This is a genomic window from Companilactobacillus pabuli (genome assembly GCF_014058425.1).
GTDB classification, from domain to species: domain Bacteria; phylum Bacillota; class Bacilli; order Lactobacillales; family Lactobacillaceae; genus Companilactobacillus; species Companilactobacillus pabuli.
Window position 1 is genome coordinate 2,025,810 of the sequence record NZ_CP049366.1, and the last position, 26,536, is coordinate 2,052,345.

Sequence of the window (26,536 nt, forward strand, 5' to 3'; positions counted from 1 at the left end):
AAAGGCAACTTAATTTTTTTGAACTTTTTTTAAAAAAGTACTTGCTATTAATTTTGAGCCTATGGTATTATATATCTCGTTGGTTGAGAGAGATAAGCAATCAACACAAGACACATGGGTGGTTAGCTCAGCTGGCAGAGCAACGGACTCTTAATCCGTGGGTCCGGGGTTCGATCCCCCGACCACCCATAAGTTTATCGCTTAAGCAGTTATGTTAAGGAATTATCCTTGATATAACTGCTTTTTCAGTTTCTTTAAAAAATTGCTACCTATATACAATGTTAGTTGTATTTAATAATAGAAGCAAATTTGTGAGAATTGACACTCTTACGACCTGAGTGATTATTCTAACATTTTTCGATTAATACACAAAAAAATTAGTTTATTGCCTATATCCTAAGATGACATCGACTCCTTTTTAATTGGAATCGATGCCTTTTTTTATGTTTCGATATAAAGGACAGTTTCATTTTTTATAAAAATTTCTTTCTAATCTTGAAAGTATATACATTTAGTATCGAACTATTATGTAGCTGTAGAGATGAAAGGGGTTACTAATTATGATGAAGAAAATGAGTACACACAAAACAAATAAGAAGTTATTAGTTACAGCAATTTGTGTTGCTACATTAGGAGCACAATTAAGCTCAGTCATGAATGTTCAAGCTGCTGTAGATGGTCAAGATAGTAGTACTGATACTGGTGCTGTTGCCAACCCTACTTCATCAGAATCATCTACTCCTAGCTCATTAAACGCATCTGGTGATTCAACTTCTGGTTCAACCGATGCTAATGAAAATAATTTAAATACTGGTACTACTGATACTAATAAAGATGACTCAAATTCTGACGATTCAACTGATCCAGCTACTGATATTACAACTGATAAAACAAATGGTAATAATACAGAAGATATTAAAGCAAAAGACACGGATGAAGAAACCGCCGCTCCAGTAGTTGTTAATGATCCTAATTCAACTAAGACAGTGGAAGAAGAAGATCCAAGCTTTGACGATACTCATAAGGTACAAGTCCAAGGACATATTGAAGTAAGTAATGATAATGGAACTGCTGAGACCATGGGTACTCAAGATTACCATGGTCAAACAATTATTGAAAATAATGATGCAAATAAGCTTTCGGCCGTATATACATACACTGATGAAGTCCCCGAAGCTGAGAATACTAAACAATCTGCTGCTTTTCCAACTTTCTATTTACCAGCATATTTTGCTAATTCAAACACTGCCGCTAACATTGTAATTGACAAAAGTACAGCTACTAACGCAGAAGAATGGCAAACAGCTTTGCTAAAAAATGCTGGTTTACCAGAAACTACTGACATTTCTTATACATTAAATAATATCAGTGACTCAAATTCTTTGACTTTTAACTATTTAGATGAACTTGGTTCAAATTTTGATGTTTCAAAAATTACCGGTATTAAAATTACTTATTATTTCGATAGAAACGATAATTCTAAAATCAATTTCATGCCTGCTAATACCACTTATACAGTTAAAATTCCTTTGAAAGTAGTTTCTAATGATCCTAACAACTCTAATGTATCTAAAATTGGTGTTTCAGATATGGGAAACTCTTTCGATGAACTCATAAGCAAATTCCTTCCTGATTTCGATAATCAAACAAGTAGAACTACTAGTTTCAGAATTGCCAATAAACTATCTGACGTTAAAGGACAATTAGGTGCCGTCACAGAACAACAATCAAATGTTAAATATGAAGGCGTTGATTCTGATATCCAAAATGTTATGCCAACTATTGAAAAGGGCGACGTCTCATATCAAAACTTCGATGATGCAATAACCGATTCAACTGAATCTAACTTATATTCTGGTAGTACCATTATAGTTAATGATCAAGCTCTAGAAAAAGTTGCTAAGGCCGTTAATGACAAAGGATATTCACTATTAATGAATTCTGATGGTTCAATTGGTACAAGTAATTACGTTTATAGTACTTCAAGTAAAAATACAGTCACTATAACACCTAATCCAAATGCAACTGATACTGATACATCTAAAACTGCACCATATGTTTATATCACTTTAAGACACCTACTAGACACCAAAGATAGTACAATGAACGTTGGTGATTCATGGAACGCCGAAAGTAGTTTAGCTACTATCACTACTCCACAAGATAAAGCTACACCAGCTACAACAAAAGATTTATCCAGTGACACTAAGGATGCTAACCACGTAACAACCAAGATCTCCGACCCTGATGGAGTTTTGGATAAAGACGGTAAAGCTATCAAAGCTGGTAGTTTCCAAGTTACTTACCTAATGCAAGATGGTAACTACACTATTTCTAAAACAGCTACTGTAACTGTTAACCCCGCTAAAAATCCATCAACTAATAATTCCGGGAACACATCAATTACTGGTAACAATGGATCAAACACAAACACAACTGATCCTACTACTGACCCAAGTGATCCCGATACACCAGTAGTCTCACCTAACGAAATCCCTGACGATATCACAGAAGACAATCCCGTTGTTTCACCAAACGAAGTCCCTGACGATATTACCGAAGATGATCCTGTAGTTTCGCCTAATGAAATCCCCAATGCTTCTGAATTAACTGGCAATGATAAATCTACCGATAGCACTACTCAACAAAATGATCCTGCTACAAGCACCCTTACAAATACTAATAACAACAATAGTGTCATTTCAACAAGTAACAAAGCTACGAATACTATTGCCAATACAACTGCTAATGAAAATAAGACCTCAAATAATCCTATTTACACAGTTGCTGCTAATCAAAACAATGCTAGTGGTGTTTTAACTGGATACACTCCAACTTCTACTTCACAAAGTAAAGTTGCTGCTCAATTCCCACAAACTGGTAATGCTAAAGATAGTAAGCTTCAAATTATTGGTACTATGATTGTTTCAATGATGGCTACCGTTGCCGGATTTGCATTTGGCAAGAAACGTCAAACTAAAAAGGCTTAATTTATATAAAGCATTTTACCTCCTTCAAAAAAGCCAAGATTGATTTTACAATCTTGGCTTTTTCTTTTTCATTAACTATTTAATATAACGAGTAATTCTAAACTAAAATCAATTTCTGAATCTTAATATCATACTTATCAATTTCCCAATCAGCTGTTTCGAAAAGCATCGTTGAAGGAACTAAAGTTACAGTTTTTCCAGGATATTTTGCTAAGAAACGATCATAATATCCACCACCAAAGCCAACACGATAATTGGTGTCTTTGGCAAAAGCTAAACCTGGAACAAGCACCAAATCTGGTGTTTGATTGACTAACTCTTCATTATATTCTGGTTCGGGAATCCCAAACTTACTGACAACTAAGTCATCGCTACTAGTAAATGGTAAAAAAGCCATTTGACGATGTGGCATTGTTTTTGGTAAATATACTTTCTTACCGGCTTCTTGGGCAGCTTGTATGATTGGTGTTGTAGGCACTTCCATAGGACTGCTGACTGTTGTAGCGATTGATTGAGCATTTTTCCACTCTGGCAATTCAATCAATTTTTTTAATAATTCTAATCCCTCAGTTTTAGTTTGAGCTTGATTCTCACTCAATCTTTTAATTTGTTGTTGGCGCAAGGCTTTCTTATCGATAATAATCCCCTCCGTAACTTTTTTGCTATATCATTGTAATCCAAATTGATACCAAAACATATTATGTAGATTTCTTCTCAAAATATTCAAACAAAATTTATTTTATATTCAATTAATTTAGCTATTATTAATTTAACAATTAATTAATCAAAAAAAATGGAGGATTCCAAATGATTTTTTCTAAAAAAACAAACGGTGTTGTCATCGAAAACAAAAATCTCGACTTCCTAAATAATCAAATCTCAGTCAAATTACACAATTTATCTCACATCCCTAATGAAAAAGACAGCTACAACATTTCCTTTGCTGGAATGAAAGGCTATCATACTCTCGAATCAACAGGTATTCCCGATGAAAATGATATTTTGACTTTTGTTATTAATCGTCACGACTATGAGAAGGTAAAAGTTGGTACTAGAACAAAAATGAGTCCCGTTAGAGTGTAAGCTTACACTTCAACAGGGCTCGTTTTTTATTTATGGATTTTCATTTAACTTCGGTCGCTATTACATATTCATTTGTAGCTACACGATAATAACCGACACCACCAATATCGGTAAATTCATCCGTATACCAACTAGTATTTGGAGCTAAGGCACGGTCACCTATCAATTGTCCATTTTCATCATATAGACGTGTAGGAGCTCCACTTGGTGTTGTGACAATTTCACTTTCAGAATAAACTGGTGAATTTTGATATGGGCGAACATCTACCGCACTGACATATTCACCTGTAGCTACACGATAAAAGGTACCTTTAGCATTATTATCTTGCAGATCTACTTTCCAATTACTGCCCTCAGGTAAACTTCTACCTAATGGATTGCCACTCTCGTCATACAATGGGGCTCCAGAGACTGAAGTTACTTCAATTCCATCATAATTTCCGGAACTGATTTGTCCTTCTGAATAACTTGTTTTTCCATCCAAAGATTCGAAATCAACGTCCGAACTCTTGAGAAATTCATGAGCACCAACACCATAATAGGATCCACTATCTAGGGTGTTCTCTAAACTAGTTTTCCATTCCGAACCGGCGGGCAAAAAACGACCTAATGGTTGGCCACTATCATTGTACAATTGAGCATTATCTTTGGTTTTAACAATGGCTGTCCCAACGCTAGTCAAACCATAATTGATATCAGCTTTTGCCACAGTAGGAACGGCCGCAATGCCTGAAGTTAATATTAATACCGATGCGTATAAAAAAATCTTATTCATTTTTTTCATAAATGTAACCTCGATCAAAAAACAATTCCGATAGATTTATTAACCTCTATCATCAGTTACATAATAAATCCTATTGATGAATTGATATCAAATTAAGAATAGCCATCTAGTACAGAATAATTACTCCGAAACTGTCGGCCCTATTACTAAGGTCTCAGCTAATAAAACTTCTTTATATAATTCAAAAACATAATCTTGATATTTAACTTCACTTTGCGAAATCATATCCAAATATTCCCGTTCTTGAGCTAAAGCATTCATAAAGGCTCGCATTTCCAATTCTTTTTCCGCTCCAGTAAATTCTGGATGCCGTACTACCCTTATCCATTGCTTAACAAAATCTTTTGTTCGAGTCTTCTGTTTCTGAGCCATCAAATCAAAAATGACTGAATCTTTAACATTATCTGGCAAATACATCTTATTAACAGCATCGATAGCTTTTCGGACCATATTGATTCTAATTTCACCCATTTCTTGAGCTATATCTTCATCATCCACATCCTTATCTAGAATAAATTTGAATGTAATTGTAGGCACTACTAAGCTCAAGATGATCAAAACACTTTCTGACATCAATACTAAATTAAAATCGGCCCTATTCACATGAAATTCTGCCAAAGTATATGCTAAAGCTAACGTTACAGCACCATGAACTCCACCTAATGAAAAAATCCAAGCTGATCTGTTATTAAACTTTAGACGTAATCGGCCATAGACGTATCTCGTAAAAACACTTATTAAATAAATCGTGACACCTATCAACAACCAATTAAAAGAATTATTAGAAAATTTTTCCTGACTAATAATTTTGACAAACATGAATCCCAAAATGATAAAAATTATGCTATTAAGTGTTTCAGTAACCATCGAAACTAAATCATATCCCATATGAACTTGTGGTGCATTCAATAACTTACTCCGTTGTGCTTCGGCATTATGAACTAATCCGGCACAAACAACTGCAATGATACCCGAAACGTGTAACTCTTCTGCTAAATAATAGAGAACAAATGGTGTAATTAAATATAGTAGGCTTTGGGCGTTCAAAGAGTTAAAGGACGACCGCAACAAGATTTGACGAAATAGCACCACCATCCAAGCAGCCAAAGAACCAAAGACAATCCCACCAACAGCTGAAATCAAGAAATCAACCACGGTCTGTCCATAATTGATATAACCATTAACATACCAAAGAATCGTCATATTCAACAAAATAATTCCCGAAGCATCATTGAATAACGATTCCATTTTTAAAAAAATCCCTTCATCTTTTGGAATCTTCAACCCATTAGTCACAGATTCCATTGCGGTAGCGTCAGTCGGCGTACTAATAGCAGCTAAGATAAAAGCCAATGGCAAACTAATACCAGCTATCTTCCAAACACCGAAGCCAGCAATTACCAAACATAAAACAACTAGAATGACTGCCGTCTGGATAATATGTTTAACTTCTTTTTCCACTAAATTCAACCGTGTCGCTTGCCCTTCAAAGAATAATAATGGTGCTACGACTAAGCCAATAAATATTTCCGAATTAAAGTTGTCGATTTGACCATTGATAAATGGCATAAAAGCAATGATTCCACCAATTATCATACTGATATAACTCACCGATATTTTGGTAAATAACTGTCCTAGGAAAATACTGATGATAGCTGCTAAAACTAGTACGAAACTCGATATCATTAATCCCATGATTGTTCCCCTATCTATTTTTCCAAAATAAATATAGCATATTAAGTTTTAAAAGCCTTTCGATACGCATAACAAAAAAGATTCATCCTCTCGTTTAATCAATACAAAAGAAGATGAATCTTTTTTTATTTTTCAGATATTTGGCACGTAAATGTTTCACATGGAACATCTTGTGTTTTTATGAGTAACTATCACTATATATGGTATTCAAAAAAATCATACTAAATAATCAGCGATTTGTTTGATGTCTTCAGGAGTAGTCCGACAACAACCGCCAATCAATTTTGCCCCAGCTTCAATCCACTCTGGCACAAGGTCAGTGAAGGTGTCAGCTTGAGGATTCTTTTGCCAAGTTTTTGTTTCTGGATCATAAATATCACCATTATTAGGATATACAATAATCGGTTTATCCGTTACTTGATTAATATTACGCACAACATCTTGTATATTTTCCAAATTCGTACAATTAACTCCAATTGCGGAAATTTGGTCAACATCTTCAAAATACTTTACCGCCTCATACAAAGAGGTTCCATCACAAAGAGTTTCACTATCTTGAATACTAAAACTTAACCAAGCTTGTTGTTTTTTAAATTTATTTTGTAATAGATCAATTAAAGCTACGGTCTCATCAAAATTAGGTTGGGTCTCGAAAGCAAACAAATCTACTCCAGCTTGATCTAACAATTCCATTCGTTGTAAATGAAAATCTTGATATTCTGCTTTCGTCAAATTATAGTCACCGGTATATTCACTTCCATCAGCTAAGTAAGCTCCGTAAGGCCCAACGCTACCAGCTATTAAAGGATATACTTTTTGAGCACGTTTCGCTTCAGTTAATGAATCAAAGTATTGGTCTCTAGCCTTTTTAGCCAGGTCAACTGCTTGAATGATTAGATTCTTACTATCATTTTCACTCAAACCTAATTCCATAAACTTGCCAACATTAGCTTGATACGTGTTCGTTGTCGCAAAATCAGCACCTTTTTCAAAATAGCTCTTGTGAACCGCAGTGATAGCTTCTGGCTTTTCAATCATTGCCGTGGCTGACCACAAGTCACTATCTGCTTTGACACCATGTTTTTCTAATTCGGTTGCCATGGCTCCATCAACGACTAATCCAGTTCTATTTTTTAAATTTTTAGCAATTAAATCACTCATGTTCATTCCTCCATGGCTTTTATCAACTTGATATTGAAAATAATCTAGTCTATTATAAAAATTAAACTTTTTTAATTTTATTCTAATTTAAACTTTTATACAAGGTGATTACTCTTGGAAAATGAAGAAAATACCCACATTAAACTAAAACGAAACATGGAGTCACGTCACCTGTTTATGATTTCTCTTGGTGGCGTCATTGGAACTGGACTATTTTTGAGCTCTGGTTATACGATTCACGAAGCAGGTCCGATTGGAACAATTTTAGCCTACGGAATTGGTGCTATCGTCGTCTATTTAGTCATGCTCTGTTTAGGTGAATTATCAGTTGCCATGCCGGAAACCGGTTCTTTTCATGTCTACGCTGACAGATATATTGGACCCGGAACTGGTTTTACAGTCGCAATTTTGTATTGGTTAACTTGGACAGTTGCTTTAGGATCAGAATTCACCGCTGCCGGATTAATCATGCAACAATGGTTCCCAAGGTCTCCTACTTGACTGTGGAGTGCTTTATTCATGGCAGTAATTTTTATTTCTAATGCCCTGTCAGTCAAATTCTTCGCCGAAACAGAATTTTGGTTCTCCAGTATCAAAGTTATCGCCATTGTTTTATTTATTATCGTCGGCTTCTTAGCTATTTTTGGAATTATACCTATCAAAGGGACAACTCATGCCCCATTATTCACGAATCTAGTCAAAGATGGACTATTCCCTCGTGGATTCAAAGCCGTTTTCACAACTATGTTAACTGTTAACTTTGCCTTCTCAGGAACAGAATTAATTGGTGTGACAGCTGGTGAAACTAAAGATCCTGGCAAAAATATTCCTAGAGCCATTCACACTACCTTATTGCGTTTAGTAATTTTCTTTATCGGTAGTATCGTTGTCATGTCAGCTTTGATTCCTTGGCAAAAAGCTGGTGTCAGTCAAAGTCCATTCGTTTTAGTCTTCAACAGTATCGGCTTGCCATTTGCCGGAGATTTGATGAATTTCGTTGTTCTTACAGCGATTTTGTCCGCCGCTAATTCAGGACTGTATGCTTCAACGAGAATGCTCTGGTCATTAGCTCACGAAGGGATGATTCCTATCAAATATGCCAAAACTAACTCCCGAAACGTTCCGATGTTAGCTCTTTGTTTGAGTATGCTCGGTGGAATTTTGGCTTTAGTTTCTAGTGTTGTTGCGGCTTCAACAGTTTATTTAGTCCTCGTTTCAATTTCTGGTCTAGCGGTAGTTATCGTTTGGATGGCAATCGCCTTGTCTGAAATCAATTTCCGTAAACAATTTCTCAAAGATGGTCACAAATTAAGTGAATTAAAATTCAAGACACCTTGGTATCCAGTCGTCCCTTGGGCTGCCTTTATCATGAGTCTGTTATCCTGTGTCTTGATTGTCTTTGACCCCAACCAAAGATCAGCTCTCTTCTACATGATTCCTTTCTTAATTCTTTGTTATGGCGTTTATTACGGTAAGGAATATTTGAAAAAACGTCGAGTTGTAAATGATAATTAAAACTTCAATAGTCACCAAAATTGTCTAAGTTACTGGAAAAAGGTTTAATATATAAGTATATGTAAAATTTGGACTTTTTAAATTAAGGTGGTATTAACCTTGCCGTCGTCCGTTCGGCTTTGTGGACGCTGGAACGTACTGGGCACAACTTTAAGCCAATTCCAAAACCGGGAACTGTCTTAAAGCTTGGCCTTTCACTAAGCGATGAATCGCTAAGTGAAATTTCAGTACTGAGCATCCACAAAGCTGTCACTCCCGACTAGATAACGTCTTTTATTTGTTACTTCAGTGATAAAAGATAGAACCACTATCTAGTCCGGAATAGCAACGCAAATTGGCTCAGTAGTGAAATTATTCTTAGCAACTTGTTGCTTAGAATAAGGCCGAGTTTTGAGATTTTGCGCACTTGACTTATGCAAAAGCTCAAAATCGTGCCCACTACGTTCCAGCCAAATTTGCGTTGCTATGGAGGACGGAATCCTATACCGACCAAAATTCAAAAAGAACCCAATCTGGGAGAATAGATATTTATGAATAAGAAAACTAAATTGGATCAAGAAACTCCAACAAAAAAGATTATTGATGATGTCGAAGAGGGTATTAATGATGCTGGTACAGTCTTCTCAACGGAAACTGAACCATTAGAAAGTAACAGTAAGCAATTAGTTAGATACTTACTGTGGGGATTACTTTCAGTCGTTGTCAATTTCGGAACCTTCTATATTTTGTACCATACTATCCATATGAACTATCAAGTCGCTAATATTATCGCTTGGTTCTTGGGAGTACAAGTCGGATTTTGGGTCGACCGTGTTATCGTCTTCCATCACAAATCTAACTCCGCTTTTCAAGAAATGTTGGCCTTTTATGCAACTAGAATTTTAACGTTCTTAATTGAAACAGCGACACTTTGGATTGGTATTTCTGTCCTCAGCGCCAACGGAACTGGTTCTAAACTAGTCGGACAATTTTTAGCTATCGTTGGAAATTACGTACTATCTAAGTTCTTTATTTTTAAAAACAGACATTAAACAAAAAACTTCAACAACGTTTTGTAATAAACATTGTTGAAGTTTTTTTAATTTAATGCAACTTTAGGTTCAATCTTACTCTTGTTCAATAATACAGAACTAGTTACAACTGACAATGAACTGAAGGCCATTGCTAGACCTGCTAATTCAGGGCTCAAACTCAAGCCTACTGCGAAGAACAAGCCTGCAGCGACTGGAATTCCTAAGACGTTGTAAATGAAGGCCCAGAAGAGATTCAACTTGATACGATTGAAAGTCTTACGGCTCAATTCTAGAGCTTTAGCGACGTCACGTAGGTCATTCTTCATCAAGACGATACCACCAGATTCAATAGCAATATCTGTACCTGAACCCATGGCGATTCCGACATCAGCCATTGTCAAAGCTGGGGCATCATTGATTCCGTCACCAACGAAAGCAACTTTACCATCTTTTTGTAGTGCTTGAACGTGATCAGCTTTGTCACCTGGCAAAACGTCAGCTATAACTTCGTCGATACCTACTTCTTTAGCAATTGCTTCGGCAACTCGTTGATTATCACCAGTCAACATTACCGTTCTCAATCCACGAGCTTTCAAAGTGGCAATAGCCTCTTTAGAAGTAGCCTTTGGAGCATCTTGAATGGCAATTAAACCAATAATCTTATCATCAACTCCAACGAAAACAACTGTTTTAGCTTCGTTTTGAAGTTGAACCATTTTATCTTGTAATTCTGAATCAATTTTTACATCAGATAACATCTTATCGTTACCAACAAAGGCTTTTTGGTTATCAACCAAGGCTGTAACACCCTTACCTTCTACAGCTGAAAAATCAGTGGCAGTATTAGCTTGAACGTTTTCAACCTTAGCTTTGTCCATAATGGCTGTAGCTAGGGGATGTTCAGATGATTCTTCCAAACTAGCGGCAATTGACAAAACTTGCTTTTCGTTACCAATGATATCAGTAACTTCTGGTTTACCATTTGTGATAGTACCAGTTTTATCCATAACAACGGTCTTTACATCGTTAACTTCTTCAAGAACTTCACCATTCTTGATCAAAATACCCATTTTGGCACCACGACCAGTTCCAACCATCAAAGCTGTTGGTGTGGCCAAACCTAGAGCACAAGGACAGGCGATAACTACTACAGAAACTGCGAAGATTAAAGCCTTAGCAATCGTAGCTCCTAAGAAGACGTACCAAACTAAGAACGTTAAAATGGATAAAATCAAAACTGCGGGTACGAAAATTTCTGAAACTTTATCGGTTAAATTTTGAATTGGAGCGTGACTATTTTGAGCTTTTTTAACCAATTCAACAATTTGAGAAAGCATTGTGTCACTACCGACTTTTTCGGCTTTGAACATGAAGGTCCCGTTGCTGTTGATAGTTGAACCGATAACCTTGTCACCAGTTTTCTTAGTAACAGGCATACTTTCACCGGTAACCATTGATTCATCAACTGTTGAACTACCTTCAGTGATCACACCATCAACGGCAATTTTTTGACCGGGTTTAACTCTGATCAAATCACCTTCAACCACTTGGTCCAAAGGAATCTTAACTAATTTGCCATCACGCATGACTTCAGCTTCTTTAGCTTGTAAGTCGACTAATTTTTCAATGGCATTAGAAGCATTGTTACGCATTCTTTCTTCAAATACTTGACCTAACAAGACGAAAGTTATTACAAAAGCTGCACTTTCAAAGAAGACTGCTTGACCAGTAAACATAGCATAAATACTGTAAACATAAGCTACGGCTGTACCAATCGCTACCAACGTATCCATGTTTGAATGGTGCTTTTTAAATGAAGCCCACGCACTTTGAATGAAAGGTCTAGCGGCGACTGCCATAACGATAGTTGTTAAAACGAATTGAATCCATTCACTGCCCGGAACCATGATTCCAAAAGGCATCAAAATCATCCCAATCAACATTGGAATAGAAAATACCAACGCGATCCAAAATCTCTTTGTAATTGTCATTATGAAATCACGACCTTTCCTTTGAACATATCCATACCGCAACTAAATGTATATTCGCCACTCTTGTCAGTATCGACTGTAACTGTTTGGGTTTCATTAAGTGGTAGTTGTTTTTCAAAATCTAAATCTTTTGAGTGAACGACGTCTAAACATCCTTGAGCGTTCGTTCTCGTAAATGAAATTTCAGCAGGAACACCCTTCTTCAAGTTGACTACTTCTGGTGAATAACCGCCTGCTACTGTAACGTTAACTTTTTGTACCTTCTCAGCCATAATTGTTATCTCCTTATTTACTATTTAATAATTAATTTGCCGTGGAACATATCCATACCGCAAGCCCATTGAAATTCACCGGATTTAGAAGTATCGATGTTGATAGCTTCTTTTTGATTTTGTGGTAGTTCCTTATTAATTCCGAAATCGGAAAAGACTACTCGATCCAAACAACTGGAAGCATCTTTTCTAGTGAAATTCAACGTTGCCGGAACACCCTTCTTCAAAGTGATGACTTCTGGTGAATAACCACCGCTAACCTCTACATCAACACTCTGCTTGTTATCAGCGATATCTGCTGTTTGGCTGGCAACTTCGTGATTGCCGAAGAACCACCAAAGAATGAAGCCAATAATTGCTAAACCTACGATTAAAACTAATATCTTTGTCATTATCCTTTTCCCTCTTGCTTGTTTACATTTGTAATCTACGGTTATTATATTAATCTTTGAGTTTACATTTGTCAACTAGATAAACTGAAAAATTAAAAAAGTAGTATCTATTTAGTGTGAAATCTCTAAATAGATACTACTTTTTTTCTGACAAAATATAATTCAAAACTTCCATAAATATACTCTGCAAACTGTTTTTAGCTGTAGTAAAGGTTCCTACATCCACTCCAGATAATTCTTCCTCACCAAAATATCGGTTTTCGATATACATATGATAAGCTAACTCAATTTGAATTGATTCAACTCGCTTATTTTCTCCATAATATGGTGTGATGAATCCCCCAGAAAAGGGATGATTATTCGAAACAGTGTAACCTTTTTGATTGAATTGTTTGGTTAAAAATTCTCTAAAATCTACACTCGAAGTAGTATCAAAATGATTACCTAAAACAACATCTTCATGTGGATATTCAGCAAAGCTATGCAAATCAAATAAATAGACTTTTCCAAATTTTTCTAATTTATGATCAATTAATTCCTGCAACTTAGCGTGATATGGTCGATAATATTGATCAATTCGTTGTTCAATTTCTTCAGCAGTCAACTTAGTCTGATAAATTTGCTTCCCAAAAGTCGTCTGGCTATAAACTATTTCGTAACGATAATCACCAGTTACATTGGTCATCGACAAATCACGATTAGGATCAGTAATGTAACGATGAAGATTATTTTGAAGTACTGTGAATCCACTCTGTGGCAAAAAATCATAAAGCTCTGGTAGAAACCAATCAACATTAGGACAAACTAACTCTGGCACCATTTTTGATTTGATGTCTTCAGGAATAAACGTTCCGCTGTGTGGTAAATCAATAACAATTGGTAATTCGTCAACTTCTCCATTGTAGACAGTAAAATTTTCCATATCTCCTCCTCTAATCCCAGTTTCCAAAAGCCATCTCGTTCAACTCATCATTGCCACATTTGGGACAATGCCAATATTTCTCTGTTTCTTCAACAAACTGTAATCTGGTTGATCCAGGATTTCCTTTAGCAAAAGTTAGTCGTTTTAAAGTGATTTGGCAGTATGGACAAGGATATTGTGATTCAAATTTACTTGAGCCATTTAACTGAAAGTAAAATTTATCGAATAAATAAAAATCGTTGGGACAAGCATAAATTGCATGACCATAATTTTCATTTATTTCATAGCCTTTTGTTAATAAATCCATTGTTTGATCAACAATCTTTGGATTATCAACTAAATCCAGCAAAAACTGTTTATCTTTAAAAACATTTTCTGGAGAGTACAGCATACCGATACCTGTATTAGCTTTGATTCCATAACCACATTTAGTGCAGTGTAAATCGTGAATTTCACCCATTTTTAGCCCCTCCGAATTCTTGTTTTAAATTTTAAGTAAATATCCAATAGGACGCAACCAATATTATTCATTATCCTATTTTAATATTTTAGCGTTTTGTGGAAATAGAACTTCATTTTCCTTATCCTATTTTAATATTTTGCCGTTTTACGAAAATAGAGCTACCAAATGGCAGCTCTATTTCTATATATACTGTATTTTCAAATTTCCCATTGAAACCAATCCCGTTATTGTGACGGTAGGACTATCAGAAGAGATATTTTGCACACCAGCTTCTGAAATATTTCCCATATTATTATTGATTCCTTTAACAACATTCCAGTCACGTGGAATAAATAACTCAATATTGCCTAATGATACGTTCACTTTGATAGTCGCTGTATCATTAACGGTCACATGATCAAAATAAACTTTTGCACTCCCCAAATTGGCTTGAACATTGGCTGTATGAAAGTCATTCGAACGGACGTATCTTACACTATTGCCCATTTTTACAAAAACATCTACATCAGGACTATCAACAGTTTTCATGTCATCGTTGTATTCATAATAACTACCAAATGGTTTTTTTTCCCACTTTACTTGGCTTTTATAACGCATCCAAGGACGATGTTTAGCTAACAACGGATTCAATATCACTGACAATCCAATACTTATCAATAAAGCGGCACCCAAAATTGTCCAAGCAGATAGAGCCGCAATTCCAAGCGGTTTAGCGTATAAAATTGCCAAAAACGCTAACGTAAAAACTGTCCCTGAAACAGAAAAGTAAACTAAACTTTTGATTAAAAAGAATACCAAGAATATCGTTGCGGCAATTGTCCAAAAATTAAATGTATATGTGATCAAATGTAACTGACTGGCAATCAATAAGACAGCACTCAGCAGTAAAAACAAACCCCAAAAGATTCTATTTCTCATAATTAGACCTTCCTTTGATTCAATTTCAGCTTTAATTTTTTTAGAAAGCGCCGAGAAGCATACATCTGTTTATAACTATCGCGAAACTGAATTAAATTTCCCATAACGGATTGAGTTAAAGATTTCACCTCATCAACATTTAAAATTGATGACTTAGAAACTCGTAAGAAATTATCCGGCAAATTTTCCTCTAACTCGTACAACCGATAATGGATCAAAAAGGCGTTGTCTTTGGTGTGAGCATAGACATTTCGATCATTAGTCTCAAAAAATAAAATATCTTGTGTCGACAAAGAATAGACCGTATTATCCAAATAACCATTGATATTGTGCAATTTAGTATCAATATTTTGAAGATTGCGTAATATTTCAGCTACTTCTTCATCCTTTTTGTTAGCTCGAATAATGATTTCTTTTTCTTGATACTTTGATGAAATATCTAACTTTATTTTCACATCCAACAAACCCTTTCGTTAGAAGTATTACACCATTTTTTACTGTCAGTGTATAGGGCATTTGCTTGAGTGGTCAAAATATACTATTAAGTGGTTTATTATATCTTCACTCCTAAAAAATTCTGAGCAAAAAAGGCAGCCTGTTCACGATTCAATTTCAATCCCCGCAAATAATTTTGGTCCACTTCAATCGTCTCGAAACGACAATTACTCCAGTCAATGCCTTTTAATTTGGTATTCATCACAATCATTTCGTTGAGATCACAATTGTAAAAAATAACTTTACTTAGTTTGTTGTCACTAAAGCTGACATCTTTCAAACTACTACTGCCAAAATTAACTACTTTACAAGTTAATTGATTCAAATTAGCCAAATCTAAAATACAATTGTCGAACTGAATATTATTGAAGTAAGAACCATTGAAATCAGTTCCTAGCATTTTACAGTTCTGAAATTTAACTCGAAACAAACTGGAATCAGTGAAATGACAATTTGAGAGGTCACAGTTTTTAAAAATAATATCAGTCAAGTCACTCTTATCAAAATCGCACTCACTAAAGGTCACATGTTGAAATAAAGTCTGTTCAATCATCGGATGAGAGATTGTCTGTTTCTCTACTAATTCATCCTTAATCAAATAGTTGCTCAAAAAATAATCTTCTTCATTGTAAATATCCAAAAAAGAACCTTTCGTTAGATAATCTTCATCAATTTTTGGTTGGTTCATAACGTCCTCCAACTTGCTTATTAATAAGATAATAACAAAAAAATAAAAACTAAGACCAAATTTCTTAAACGGAATCAGTCTTAGCTTTCTTTATTCACCAATAACTCGGTAAACATTGCTCTTTCTAAAATACTTCTTATACTTTTCATCCAACTCTTCATCAGTTATCAAAACATCAACATCTTGGCAATTAGCCACAACGTAAGGCGATGTTTTTTTAGTGGTGAATTTATAATTTTGCGTTACTAAAATGATTTTTTTACTTCTTTGGACAGCTTTCTTCAAAATAGCGGCGTCAGCTTTTCCCATTACAGTAATGTCACCTTCGTCGGTAATTCGTGAAGCACCGATAAAAGCAGCATCGAAAATATAATCATTCAAACGAACCAACGTATCCAATGATGAAGTGTAACGGTTCACTCGATCAACAATGCCACCTAATAACTCAACCTTTGGCAAAGAATTCTCCATCAGATGTTCGGCGTTGTCAATTCCATGAGTCACAATCGTCGTATCAATTTGACCTAACAAATCACAGACTTGAACTAACGTGGTCGAAGCACCGATAAAATACAATCTTCCCGGCAAAATATATGATGCTGCAATCTTGGCCATCTGAGTTTTGACCGGTGACAAAATTCGCTTACGATTGAGAAATTCTGGTATTTCATTTTTTTGAGCTGCCATGATTCCACCATGAACTCGAATTGCTTGACCAGTAGCCGTTAAATGTAAAATATCGCGTCTAGCTGTATCAAAGGCGATTTCAAAATGGTCAGCAATCTGTTTGGTTGATAACCAATTTGTATCTTTTAATTTCTCTAAAATAATTGCTTCTCTTTTTTCCTTTGGAATCATAAGCATCTTTCCTCTCACAGTAAAAACTAGTAGTCAGTTTCATTAAAGTAATCCATCACTAATAGTCAAATTATGTTTTTTCGTTTTACAGGTCAAATTATTTTCATTCATGATTCGCAAGACTCGTTTGTGATTGACCGAATAGCCTCTTTGTTGCAGTTCCTTAGTGACACTACGATACCCATAACTATTATATTGCTTCTTTATGTCTTTAATTATATCTAATAATTGTTCATCACATTGCTTCTTTTCTGCAAAATAAACGTTCGTATTATCAACATTAGGGAGTAAATTTTTCAAGTACGCTATCTCGATGCGCAAATTTTGATTTTCTTGTTCTAATCTATCGATAATTGTTTTTTCTTGAGAATTTTGAAGATTGTGGCGTCCAAATAAAGAAGCACTTCCTGATTCATCTAAAATTTTCTTCCAATTGGCAATCGTCCCTGGATTACTAATATCAAAATGCAAAGCCGTCTGTGAATAAGTAGCTTGATTTTCTTTCTTCCACTTCAAGACAGCCAATTTGAAATTACCATCGTACTCATAACCAGGCCGCCTAACTTTTAAACCCTTGGCACCAAATTTCTTGTAACGATCAGTCCAATTGAAAATGCTAAAATGATTAGCTATACCATATTCTTGTTGCAAATCTGAGACATTAGTTCCAGTTAGATATTTTTTTACGATTTCTAATTTTGTTTCAAAATTAAATTTAGTCAAAGTAAAACCTCCTATAATCAATCTGACTACGGGAGGATCACTTCAAAAACCAACTACTTTTCTTTTACTTCAGCGACTTTACTATCATGGTCGACATGGCTATCAAAACTAGTCAACGAACTATATTCCTTCAAAATATCTTTAGAATTAGTTATCAAAACCATCGTCGTGGTATCTTTTTTAGCAGCCTTGATTTTATCAAAATCAGCTTTGACTAAGATTGTCTCATGATCAACTTTATCACCAACTTTGACCATTGTTTCAAAGGGGTCACCTTTCAAATCAACAGTATCAATTCCGATGTGAACCAAAACTTCCATTTTGCCAAATTTCAAGCCGACAGCGTGTTTTGTGGGAAATAGTTGACTAACTTCTCCCTCAACAGGACTATAAATATTACCGTCAACAGGGATTACTCCGTAGCCTTCTCCCATTGCACCGCTAGAAAAAACAACATCATTAACATCTTTTAAATCAATTAATTTTCCTGAAACAGGTGCATAGAAATCTTTTTTCTTATTAAAATTAAATAAACTCATTTATTAACCCTCAATTCCTAGATAGTCTTCAACTTCTGGACCAATCGTCGAAACTTTAGTTCCATAAATAACTTGGACGCCATTACCATGGACAACCGTTCCGACAGCACCAGTTGATTTCAACAGATTCTTCTTAACTATTTCGGGATCTTTAACACTAACTCTCAATCTAGTAGCGCAAGCTTCCAATGTACTGATATTGTCTTTACCACCTAATCCATCAACAATCATAGCGGGAATTCCATCAGCATTTGTGTTATCGCTACCTTGAGCTTTCTTTTCTTCAACATAATCTGCTTTAGTGTGAAGTGTAGATTCTTCTTCATCATCTTCACGACCAGGAGTCTTTAGATTGAACTTCGTAATCGCAAATTTGAAGACAAAGTAATACAAAGCAAAGTAGAACAAAATCAATGGTACTAAGGCTATCCAATTTGTTCTAGCTTGGCCAGGCAAAATACCGTACAAAATCATATCTAATAGGCCACCAGAGAATGTGAATCCGACACCAATCTTCAACAAGGAAACGAAGACTGCGGAAAAGGCGAACAAGACACAGTGAATAGCCCAGAACAAGAATGGTGATGCAAACAAAATAGTAAATTCAAGTGGTTCAGTAATACCTGTCAAAATAGATGTTAGTGATGATGATAGTAACAATCCTTTGACATCCTTACGCTTACTCTTTTTAGCACAGTGATACATAGCTAAGGCAGCAGCTGGGAAACCACCGATCATAACTGGAAATTCAAAAGCAAAGTATCTTGCTGCTTCCCAAGAAATTTTCGTTCCAGCACCCAATTGAGCAAAGACGATGTTTTGAGCACCAACAACTGTTTGACCTGCAATGTGAGCAGTACCACCAACAGCAGTTTGCCAAAATGGTAAATAGAAAACGTGGTGCAAACCAAATGGAATCAAAGCTCTATAAACATAAGCATAGAAGAATGTTCCAATGTAACCTGATTTACCAATTAAAGTACCTAATCCAGCAATTCCCATGGCGATATATGGCCAAAACCAAGCCATGAAAAATCCGCCAAAGATACCAGCTAAAGCACCAGCGATAGGACTAAAGTGAGTTCCACCAAAGAATGAAATAGCATCGGGGAACTTGATACGATAGTACTTATTGTGTAACCAAACACAGATCAAACCGATAAAAATACCACCGAAAACTCCAGTATTCATGGTATTAGTGAAGCCAAGCATATCTGTCAACAAGCCACCGATTTTCTTTAATTTTGGTAACTCCCCAAAATTGACGATAGCACTGGTCATCGTGGCGTACATCATAAAGTAACCAACTAAGGCTGACAATGCTGCAACACCTTTTTTACTTTTTGCTAAACCTAAAGCAACTGAAACAGCGAATAAAAGACCTAAATTATTAAAAATGACACTTCCACAATCATTGAAAATTGTTAGTAGTCGATTCAAAAATGTTCCTTGTCCCAGAATCGCCTCTAAATGATACATTTTGATAAATGATTCACCTGTAAATGAAGCTCCGACCCCTAGAAAGAGTCCGGCAACAGGCAATAAAGCAATCGGAAGCATGAACGTTTTACCAACATTTTGCAATGCGGCAAAGGCTTTACTTCCACCTTTATTTTTTGACATAACAAAACCCTCTTTATATAAGACGGTCACTAGTAACCATTTTTGGCATGCCTTTCGTTAATTAACATTTGCAATCATAGCATCGTTTATGCCAAACGTTTTCAAAAATTGATGATTTCAGAAAATGACATCAGTGTTTTTCAGCATTTGCTGTTTGAAAGTCAGCGCTTAATGCGGGCAAATACGTATTTCAAAATACCGTCACTTAGCCCTTGCTATGGAACGCGTTCGACAGCTTATACTGACTTTGAAATCAGAAAGGTGGATGAAAATTATGTTTGCTTACGTTGAAATTATTGATTCAGAAGAAAAAGTTTCATATGGATATTCTAATTTTTCATTTTCTAAAGGCATCCTTTCAATTAGACCAATTAAAGGGATGTTAGGTACATCAACTCAAAATATTCCTATCAAAGAAATCACTAACATCAAAGAAGACACTTATTATGGTTGGAACCGGATCTCATTTAACTTTGATAGTAAAACTTATTCCTTCCTATACAGTGGTTATGGTGAATTTGATTATTTAAAGGAACACCTAATGACTGAAATCATGGCCTAATCACAAAACTTAATTTTTGCCCTCGTTTTCAGAATTATTATTGTATGATTAGTAGTAGAAAACAGGGGGAAAATTATGGGGATACTAGCAGAATTCCGACGTCAAAATAGCAATTTTTGGCGTTATTTTTGGAAATACAGTCAAATCATCATTTTAATTCAGTTGATTATTCATTTTATCTTGATTCCCGTTTTGAGCTTTTTAGCTAACGGCATCAATTTTTTGGGTAACGTCAACTATGTTTCATACACTAACGCTTTAGAACTGATTACGCATAAACCATTAGTGGTAATTGGACTAATATTAGTCCTGTTTCTACTATTATTATTGGTTTTCGCGCAATTCACTTTATTACTAGTCAGCTTTCAAGCTATCAAATCACACGCCAATCTGAGTTGGTGGGACTATCTCAAGAGTGTCAGTAAGAATCTCTTTGGATTACCTTTCAAAGCTTTTGGATTCTTTCTATTATATTTTTTGATTATCACACCCTTTGGCAGTTTGGGATTATCTTCAACTCTTTTAAGTAAAGTCAAGATTCCCCAATTCATTCTCGATTGGCTATTTCAAGAACATTTACCATTAGGATTATTGTTGATTGTCGCTTATTTAATAGTTTTATACGTTGGAATTCGTTGGATTTTAGTACTTCCTTCAATGATTTTCGAAAATAAATCTATCAAAACTTCAATTCATCACAGTTGGAACAAAACTAGACATCAGGAATTTTATTATTTAGGAATCTTTTTGATTTTGTTAGCTGTGGTCGCCATCTTCATCACCGTTTCAACAAGTATCTTAATTGCTTTCCAATACTTGATTGATCACGTTGGTGCATTAAAAGTTCTTGATTTTCCAATGGCTGTCGTCAATATGACCGCTATTCAACTAATCAATTACATTACGGGAATTTATGCTTCTGGGATGGCCATTTTGATTATCCTGAGTGATACACATACGAATTACTTTTATCCTAAACGTAATCACCGCTATCACAAATGGTTCTGGGGCATCTTAGGAACAGCTGTTGTCGTCAGTTTTGTTACTTACGACATTACCTACTTCAACAACTGGTTACTAGAACCACCTTTGACCATTTCTCATCGAGGTGTTGACGATGGCAACGGTGTTCAAAACACTATCGAATCACTTAAAGCCACTGCCAAAGAAAAACCTGATTACATTGAAATGGATATTCAGGAAACTAAGGACCACAAGTTTGTCGTTTACCATGACAACACACTCAAAGGTTTGGCTGGAATCAATAAAACTCCGAGTCAACTAACCTTAAATGAATTAACTAAGATTCAAGTTCACGAAAATGGTAAAACTATTCACATTGCAAGCTTTGATAACTATTTAGCAACTGCCACAAAATTACATCAAAAACTATTAGTCGAATTAAAAGATGTTTCTGGTAATAAGTCCGATTTTGTCAGTCTCTTTGCCAAAAAATATGGTAAGAAGTTGCAAGAAAACAAAGCAATGGTACATTCTTTGGATTATCAATACATCGAAGATACCAAACGGCTTTTGCCTAAGATTCAAACTAGTTACGTCTTACCATTCAACCTCTTTGGGGTTCCTTACACTAATTCCAATGCATTCACGATGGAATACACGACTCTAAACGATTCCTTCATTGACCAAGCACACATTCAACAAAAGAAGGTTTTCGCTTGGACTGTTAACGATACTTCCGATATGGATCGAATGATTTTTATGGGTGCTGACGGTGTGATTACTGATAATCTCAGTGATTTGCATGAAGAAATTGCCGATTTGTTTAAAGATTCTAGTTATTCTGAACGAATGACAGTTTACGTAACACAAATGCAAGATCCATTCGAATGATAAAAAAGCAGTTTTCTCTTTTAAATTATCAGAGAAAACTGCTTTTTTATCTAATCAAGTCATTCGACCCATCACTATCAATATAACCAAAGACATCTTCTTTAGTAAAAATCGGTGTATCATTCATCGATGCTTGGGCCAAAACTGAATTTGCGACGGCAAATTTCAGGATATCTTCGAAAGTCCATTTTTCTAACAGTCCACAGATTATTCCACTAGCAAAAGCATCCCCGCTACCGATTCGATCGATGATATTTAATTTATGCTTACTGGAGCGATAGATTTTGTCATGATGGAACAAGAAGCCCTCAAAATACTTCTCACCATCTACAATACTACGACGACTACCGGCAAAGAAATTGATTTGATATTCGATACAGAATTTTTTGTACAACTCAGTTTCATCGTCAATTTGGTAATCCAACAAATCCGTTAAATCCCTCTTACTACCAAAGACGATATCGACGTATGGCAAAATTTCTTGGTATCGTTTCTTCATTGTTTCGTGATCAATATCCGAATTTAAGCTCATCCGATAATTAAAATCAAAACAGACGATTTTATTTCTTGATTGAGCTACTTGAGCTAATTTTTTGGCGGCTTTTCGTGTTTGATCAGTCAAACTCAGAGTGATGCCGCAAATATGAACAATATCCACACCTGTCAAAGCTTTTTCGAAATCGTAATCCTCAACTTTACTCTTACTAAAAGCACTAGACAGACGGTCCTGATAAGTTACTCGTTGAGGTCGTGGTCCAAACCCCAATTCAACGAAGAAGCTGCCAATATTATGACCTTGATAAATAATCTTTCGATCAGAAATACCAAGTTTCCGTAAATCAGCTGCCGCCTTTTTTCCAACAGGATTATCTGGTAATACAGTTAAAATTGATGTGTCGTAGTCAAAATGGGCCAAACTACTCAACAAATTAACGCCCGTCCCCACAGTTGTGACCGTCATGTCGTCAGTTTGTTCGAGCATTTTATGATCATTGACGGTATAACGTAACATAACTTCGCCAAAGGCTAAAATATTCATCTGAAAAACCTCTAAAATCTTTTGATTATTTGATATAACTTAGCAACGTCTTCTGGTCTAGTATCACCATTTTCATCGATGATTGAGCTGTAAACATGAGGAATGATACGTTTAACACCAGCGTCTACAGCAATTTGGACGATTTCTTCAAAGTTATTTAGATCAATTCCACCAGTTGGTTCGAGGTCAAAATCATTTTCAGCACAAGCTTTAGCAACAGCTTCGTATTCTTCTTTGTGAGTTAAACCTTTCATTGGGAAAAATTTGATGGAAGAACCACCCATATCTTTGAGTAATGCGATGGCTGTTTCAATGTTTACTTCAGTTGGAGCTGTTTGACTACTCAAAGGACCAGTTGCCAAATTGACGAAACCGACTTTACCAGTTGGAGAAACTAGTCCATTGATAATGGTCTCATTTTGTCCAAGAGCTTGACGACTGGCACCTACACCTGTGAACACTTGATTAACGTGTTGTGGTTGGATAGCCTTTGAAACTCTGACTACCATACTACTTTGATTAGGATCACCTGCACCTAAACCGACAGAAACAGCATTGTCGATAGCTTTTTGATATTCTTTCATATCAGCAATAGCAGCTTCATCAGTTGGATAGTTCTTAGTCAAAACTCCTAATACTACATGACCTTCAGCGGCTTCATAACAGTCCTTAGCATTTTGAACTGAATTAGCTAAGACATTCAAACAAATTCCATTCTCCAAATAATTTGGTCTTAAACTCATCTTAATTTCCTCCAACGATTTCTTTTAATCTTGAAACGATTTGATACATTTCTACTTCATTAACAGCCCGAATATCAAATTCAATAATGCCTTCATTCACTCGATATTCACGTGCATAAATAGCTATTTCACCATTTCGTAACTGATCACAAATTTCTTTAGCCGATAAATTGCCAGTTGGCTTCACTTCAGCACGGTATATTTCACGACCAGCACCATCTTGAACGATTTTGACATCCATATTGGGGATTTGAGCTAGATTGTCAACGAATGGCTTGAGTCTTTCAATCATCGATTCGCCAGACTCTGAACCATCTTTCAAATATTTGGCAATTGCGGCTGTTAATCCAATAATATTTTCCTTACCAATCTTCATGGCCCGACCAATACCGAATCCTTGCATACGAGCCCACTTGATATATTCACTTTTACCGAAAATCACCCCAGAGGCAGGTCCTTCAATTGCTTTGGCACCACTATAAATTACAATATCAGCACCCATTTTGATGTATTTCAACAAGTCTTCTTCGGCAGCAGCATCCAAAACTAATGGCAAACTATGACGATGAGCAACTTCAATTGCTTCTGGTATCGTCAACATGCTTTTTTGCACCGTATGGTGGCTCTTGATGTATAAAATGGCGGCTGTTTGGTCAGTAATCTGCATTTCTAAATGTTCTGGCTTACACATATTGCTGTAACCAGCTGGAACCATTTTTCCACCCGCAACAGAAATCATCACATCCACTGGTGTTCCGTAGTCAACATCGTGACCCATTGGCAAAATTACTTCTCGTTTAGTAATGCGGTCGGTATAAGGATGGTAAACATGATATTGGCTGCCTTGACCGATAATTCCCGCAAGAGACTCGGCAATTCCAGCTGAAGCAGAGTTGACTACTAGAGCATCTTCACTACCAACTAATCGAGCTAAATACTCACCCGTTTTAACTAAAAGATCTGACATTTCAAAGAAGTTTTGTGCACCCAATTTTTGAGCATTCACTACTTCATCTGAAACTTTTGAAACACCTAAAATCGTCATTTTGCCGTCTGCATTGATAACGCGTTTTAATTTGTATTTATCATATAGATCCATTGTTTTCTCCTATCGCATAACTTTGACCGCCGATGATACTGTAAATTGGCTCTACAACAGTGTTAGTTTGAAATTTATTGCCATCTGAATCGACTAAATCTTTTGGTTCATTTTTGACATTAAAAATTGTTAAATCAGCATCCTTGCCGACTAATAATTCACCTTTATCCAAATTGAAATTGTGAGCTGGAACTGTTGTGATCATTGGAATTACTTGTTTCAAATCAAAACCTAGATAAAGCATCTTCTCAATACAAGTTGCCATGTTATATACAGGACCATGCTCACGGTTGTGATGATAAATATCGGTGCTAAGACTTTGAGCAAAGACATTTTCTGTGGTAGCTTGCTGAGCTGTTTTGACATTAAAACTCTCGGAACCATGTCCAATATCAAAAATAATTCCTTTTGACAAAGCCTTTTTAACGAATTCTTTTACTTGTCCATCTGAATTCAAAATACCGTTGTCTTTACCATTGAAACAATGAGTAATAATATCGCCTTTCTCTAAAACATCCATTATTTCTGACAACGTTGGTGGATTAGTTCCAACATGGACCATCAGTGGCAAATGTTGCGTTAATAATTTTTGGAACATTTTGGCTTTAATTAGTGGCTTAATTCCATTGTCGACTACAACTGATTTGCTAATTCGAGCCTTGATGCCCACGATAAATTCAGGATATTGATTAATCATCCTTTGAAGTGGCACATATTCAACTTTAGACATATCTGCCAACTCATTTTGAGCTAAAATACCCGTTTTAGAAATATTGATCATTGCAAAAACATTAGTCTTTTTTTGACGAGTAATCTGATAGAAATCTTCAATATTGTCAGCACCAGTGGAACCAGCATCAATCACTGTCGTAACTCCAGTTAAATAGCCGACTTTATCGGGATCATCATAATAAAGTGACAATTTTTCATAGCAGTGAACGTGATCGTCAATCCAACCGGCACTAACATAAGAATCATTGTGTAAATCAATTTCCTCATCAGCTGCTATAACATCCAATTTAGGGCCGATTTGAGCAATTTTTTGATCCTCAATCAATATTTCCAAAGGAAAACCACTAATGTCTTGGCCATTTTTGATGTAAAGACTAGTCAC

General features: G+C 35.7%; 25 protein-coding genes, 1 tRNA gene and 1 pseudogene. 7 read left to right on the forward strand and 20 right to left on the reverse strand.

Going from position 1 to position 26,536, the window contains the following annotated elements; all coding sequences use genetic code 11:
- Positions 1–116: 116 nt before the first annotated feature.
- Positions 117–189: transfer RNA gene (locus G6534_RS09860), tRNA-Lys, on the forward strand.
- A 371-nt stretch (positions 190–560) separates the two neighbouring features.
- Positions 561–2,990: a hypothetical protein gene (locus G6534_RS09865; RefSeq protein WP_182082700.1), complete on the forward strand. Its 2,430-nt coding sequence runs from the start codon at positions 561–563 to the stop codon at positions 2,988–2,990.
- Positions 2,991–3,087: 97 nt separating this feature from the next.
- Here the strand turns inward: G6534_RS09865 and G6534_RS09870 are convergent, their stop codons facing one another.
- Positions 3,088–3,630, reverse strand: coding sequence for a 5-formyltetrahydrofolate cyclo-ligase (locus G6534_RS09870; protein ID WP_059074467.1), 543 nt, complete (start codon positions 3,628–3,630; stop codon positions 3,088–3,090).
- A 167-nt stretch (positions 3,631–3,797) separates the two neighbouring features.
- Between G6534_RS09870 and G6534_RS09875 the strand changes: the two genes are divergently transcribed.
- Positions 3,798–4,073, forward strand: a complete 276-nt coding sequence (locus G6534_RS09875) for a hypothetical protein (protein WP_182082701.1) — start codon at positions 3,798–3,800, stop codon at positions 4,071–4,073.
- A gap of 40 nt (positions 4,074–4,113) precedes the next feature.
- Here the strand turns inward: G6534_RS09875 and G6534_RS09880 are convergent, their stop codons facing one another.
- From G6534_RS09880 to mmuM, 3 genes are all read right to left on the reverse strand, one after another.
- Positions 4,114–4,857 (reverse strand): SLAP domain-containing protein, encoded by a 744-nt coding sequence (locus tag G6534_RS09880; RefSeq protein ID WP_182082702.1) that lies wholly within the window; start codon positions 4,855–4,857, stop codon positions 4,114–4,116.
- Positions 4,858–4,977: 120 nt separating this feature from the next.
- Positions 4,978–6,552, reverse strand: a complete 1,575-nt coding sequence (locus G6534_RS09885) for a cation:proton antiporter (protein ID WP_059074470.1) — start codon at positions 6,550–6,552, stop codon at positions 4,978–4,980.
- Positions 6,553–6,768: 216 nt separating this feature from the next.
- Entirely contained in the window at positions 6,769–7,713 is a 945-nt protein-coding gene (mmuM, locus tag G6534_RS09890; RefSeq protein ID WP_182082703.1) for a homocysteine S-methyltransferase, read from the reverse strand.
- Between the two features lie 156 nt (positions 7,714–7,869).
- On the opposite strand from mmuM, the pseudogene G6534_RS09895 reads away from it, so the two are divergent.
- Both G6534_RS09895 and G6534_RS09900 read left to right on the forward strand, forming a co-directional pair.
- Positions 7,870–9,228 (forward strand): annotated as a pseudogene (locus G6534_RS09895) (amino acid permease).
- Positions 9,229–9,758: 530 nt separating this feature from the next.
- A complete protein-coding gene (locus G6534_RS09900; RefSeq protein ID WP_059074023.1) occupies positions 9,759–10,259 on the forward strand; it encodes a GtrA family protein in 501 nt (166 codons plus the stop codon).
- Between the two features lie 47 nt (positions 10,260–10,306).
- Here the strand turns inward: G6534_RS09900 and G6534_RS09905 are convergent, their stop codons facing one another.
- The 12 genes from G6534_RS09905 to G6534_RS09960 form a co-directional block, all read right to left on the reverse strand.
- Positions 10,307–12,232 carry a copper-translocating P-type ATPase gene (locus G6534_RS09905; RefSeq protein ID WP_182082704.1) on the reverse strand — a complete coding sequence of 642 codons (1,926 nt, stop codon included), beginning with the start codon at positions 12,230–12,232 and terminating at the stop codon, positions 10,307–10,309.
- Positions 12,232–12,504: a cupredoxin domain-containing protein gene (locus G6534_RS09910; protein ID WP_057814960.1), complete on the reverse strand. Its 273-nt coding sequence runs from the start codon at positions 12,502–12,504 to the stop codon at positions 12,232–12,234. Before G6534_RS09910 ends, G6534_RS09905 begins: the two co-directional genes overlap by 1 nt.
- A gap of 20 nt (positions 12,505–12,524) precedes the next feature.
- Complete coding sequence (locus G6534_RS09915) at positions 12,525–12,896, reverse strand: cupredoxin domain-containing protein (RefSeq protein WP_182082705.1); 372 nt, start codon at positions 12,894–12,896, stop codon at positions 12,525–12,527.
- 136 nt (positions 12,897–13,032) lie between these two features.
- Positions 13,033–13,818 carry an N-formylglutamate amidohydrolase gene (locus tag G6534_RS09920; protein ID WP_182082706.1) on the reverse strand — a complete coding sequence of 262 codons (786 nt, stop codon included), beginning with the start codon at positions 13,816–13,818 and terminating at the stop codon, positions 13,033–13,035.
- A 10-nt stretch (positions 13,819–13,828) separates the two neighbouring features.
- Complete coding sequence (locus tag G6534_RS09925) at positions 13,829–14,278, reverse strand: hypothetical protein (RefSeq protein WP_182082707.1); 450 nt, start codon at positions 14,276–14,278, stop codon at positions 13,829–13,831.
- A 183-nt stretch (positions 14,279–14,461) separates the two neighbouring features.
- Positions 14,462–15,199, reverse strand: a complete 738-nt coding sequence (locus G6534_RS09930; protein ID WP_182082708.1) for a LiaF transmembrane domain-containing protein — start codon at positions 15,197–15,199, stop codon at positions 14,462–14,464.
- A gap of 2 nt (positions 15,200–15,201) precedes the next feature.
- Positions 15,202–15,654, reverse strand: coding sequence for a LytTR family DNA-binding domain-containing protein (locus tag G6534_RS09935; RefSeq protein WP_182082709.1), 453 nt, complete (start codon positions 15,652–15,654; stop codon positions 15,202–15,204).
- Positions 15,655–15,752: 98 nt separating this feature from the next.
- Entirely contained in the window at positions 15,753–16,382 is a 630-nt protein-coding gene (locus G6534_RS09940) for a pentapeptide repeat-containing protein (RefSeq protein ID WP_182082710.1), read from the reverse strand.
- Between the two features lie 90 nt (positions 16,383–16,472).
- Positions 16,473–17,240: a DeoR/GlpR family DNA-binding transcription regulator gene (locus tag G6534_RS09945; protein WP_059074017.1), complete on the reverse strand. Its 768-nt coding sequence runs from the start codon at positions 17,238–17,240 to the stop codon at positions 16,473–16,475.
- A gap of 42 nt (positions 17,241–17,282) precedes the next feature.
- Positions 17,283–17,963 (reverse strand): IS3 family transposase, encoded by a 681-nt coding sequence (locus tag G6534_RS09950; RefSeq protein ID WP_182082711.1) that lies wholly within the window; start codon positions 17,961–17,963, stop codon positions 17,283–17,285.
- 53 nt (positions 17,964–18,016) lie between these two features.
- Positions 18,017–18,502 (reverse strand): PTS sugar transporter subunit IIA, encoded by a 486-nt coding sequence (locus tag G6534_RS09955; protein ID WP_182082712.1) that lies wholly within the window; start codon positions 18,500–18,502, stop codon positions 18,017–18,019.
- A gap of 3 nt (positions 18,503–18,505) precedes the next feature.
- Positions 18,506–20,125 carry a PTS transporter subunit EIIC gene (locus G6534_RS09960; RefSeq protein ID WP_182082713.1) on the reverse strand — a complete coding sequence of 540 codons (1,620 nt, stop codon included), beginning with the start codon at positions 20,123–20,125 and terminating at the stop codon, positions 18,506–18,508.
- Positions 20,126–20,399: 274 nt separating this feature from the next.
- Between G6534_RS09960 and G6534_RS09965 the strand changes: the two genes are divergently transcribed.
- Together G6534_RS09965 and G6534_RS09970 are read left to right on the forward strand one after the other, a co-directional pair.
- Positions 20,400–20,687 carry a hypothetical protein gene (locus G6534_RS09965; RefSeq protein WP_182082714.1) on the forward strand — a complete coding sequence of 96 codons (288 nt, stop codon included), beginning with the start codon at positions 20,400–20,402 and terminating at the stop codon, positions 20,685–20,687.
- A gap of 75 nt (positions 20,688–20,762) precedes the next feature.
- On the forward strand, positions 20,763–22,541 hold the full coding sequence (locus tag G6534_RS09970) for a glycerophosphoryl diester phosphodiesterase membrane domain-containing protein (protein ID WP_182082715.1): 1,779 nt from the start codon (positions 20,763–20,765) through the stop codon (positions 22,539–22,541).
- 46 nt (positions 22,542–22,587) lie between these two features.
- Here G6534_RS09970 and G6534_RS09975 read toward each other — a convergent pair whose 3' ends face one another.
- The 4 genes from G6534_RS09975 to G6534_RS09990 are packed head-to-tail and all read right to left on the reverse strand — an operon-like array spanning position 22,588 to position 26,536.
- Positions 22,588–23,580, reverse strand: coding sequence for a sugar kinase (locus tag G6534_RS09975; RefSeq protein ID WP_182082716.1), 993 nt, complete (start codon positions 23,578–23,580; stop codon positions 22,588–22,590).
- An 11-nt stretch (positions 23,581–23,591) separates the two neighbouring features.
- Positions 23,592–24,323: a 2-dehydro-3-deoxy-phosphogluconate aldolase gene (gene dagF, locus G6534_RS09980; protein ID WP_182082717.1), complete on the reverse strand. Its 732-nt coding sequence runs from the start codon at positions 24,321–24,323 to the stop codon at positions 23,592–23,594.
- 1 nt (position 24,324) lies between these two features.
- Positions 24,325–25,422: a DgaE family pyridoxal phosphate-dependent ammonia lyase gene (locus G6534_RS09985; RefSeq protein WP_059074008.1), complete on the reverse strand. Its 1,098-nt coding sequence runs from the start codon at positions 25,420–25,422 to the stop codon at positions 24,325–24,327.
- Positions 25,409–26,536 (reverse strand): amidohydrolase/deacetylase family metallohydrolase, encoded by a 1,128-nt coding sequence (locus G6534_RS09990; RefSeq protein ID WP_182082718.1) that lies wholly within the window; start codon positions 26,534–26,536, stop codon positions 25,409–25,411. The genes G6534_RS09985 and G6534_RS09990 overlap by 14 nt, the downstream gene beginning before the upstream one ends.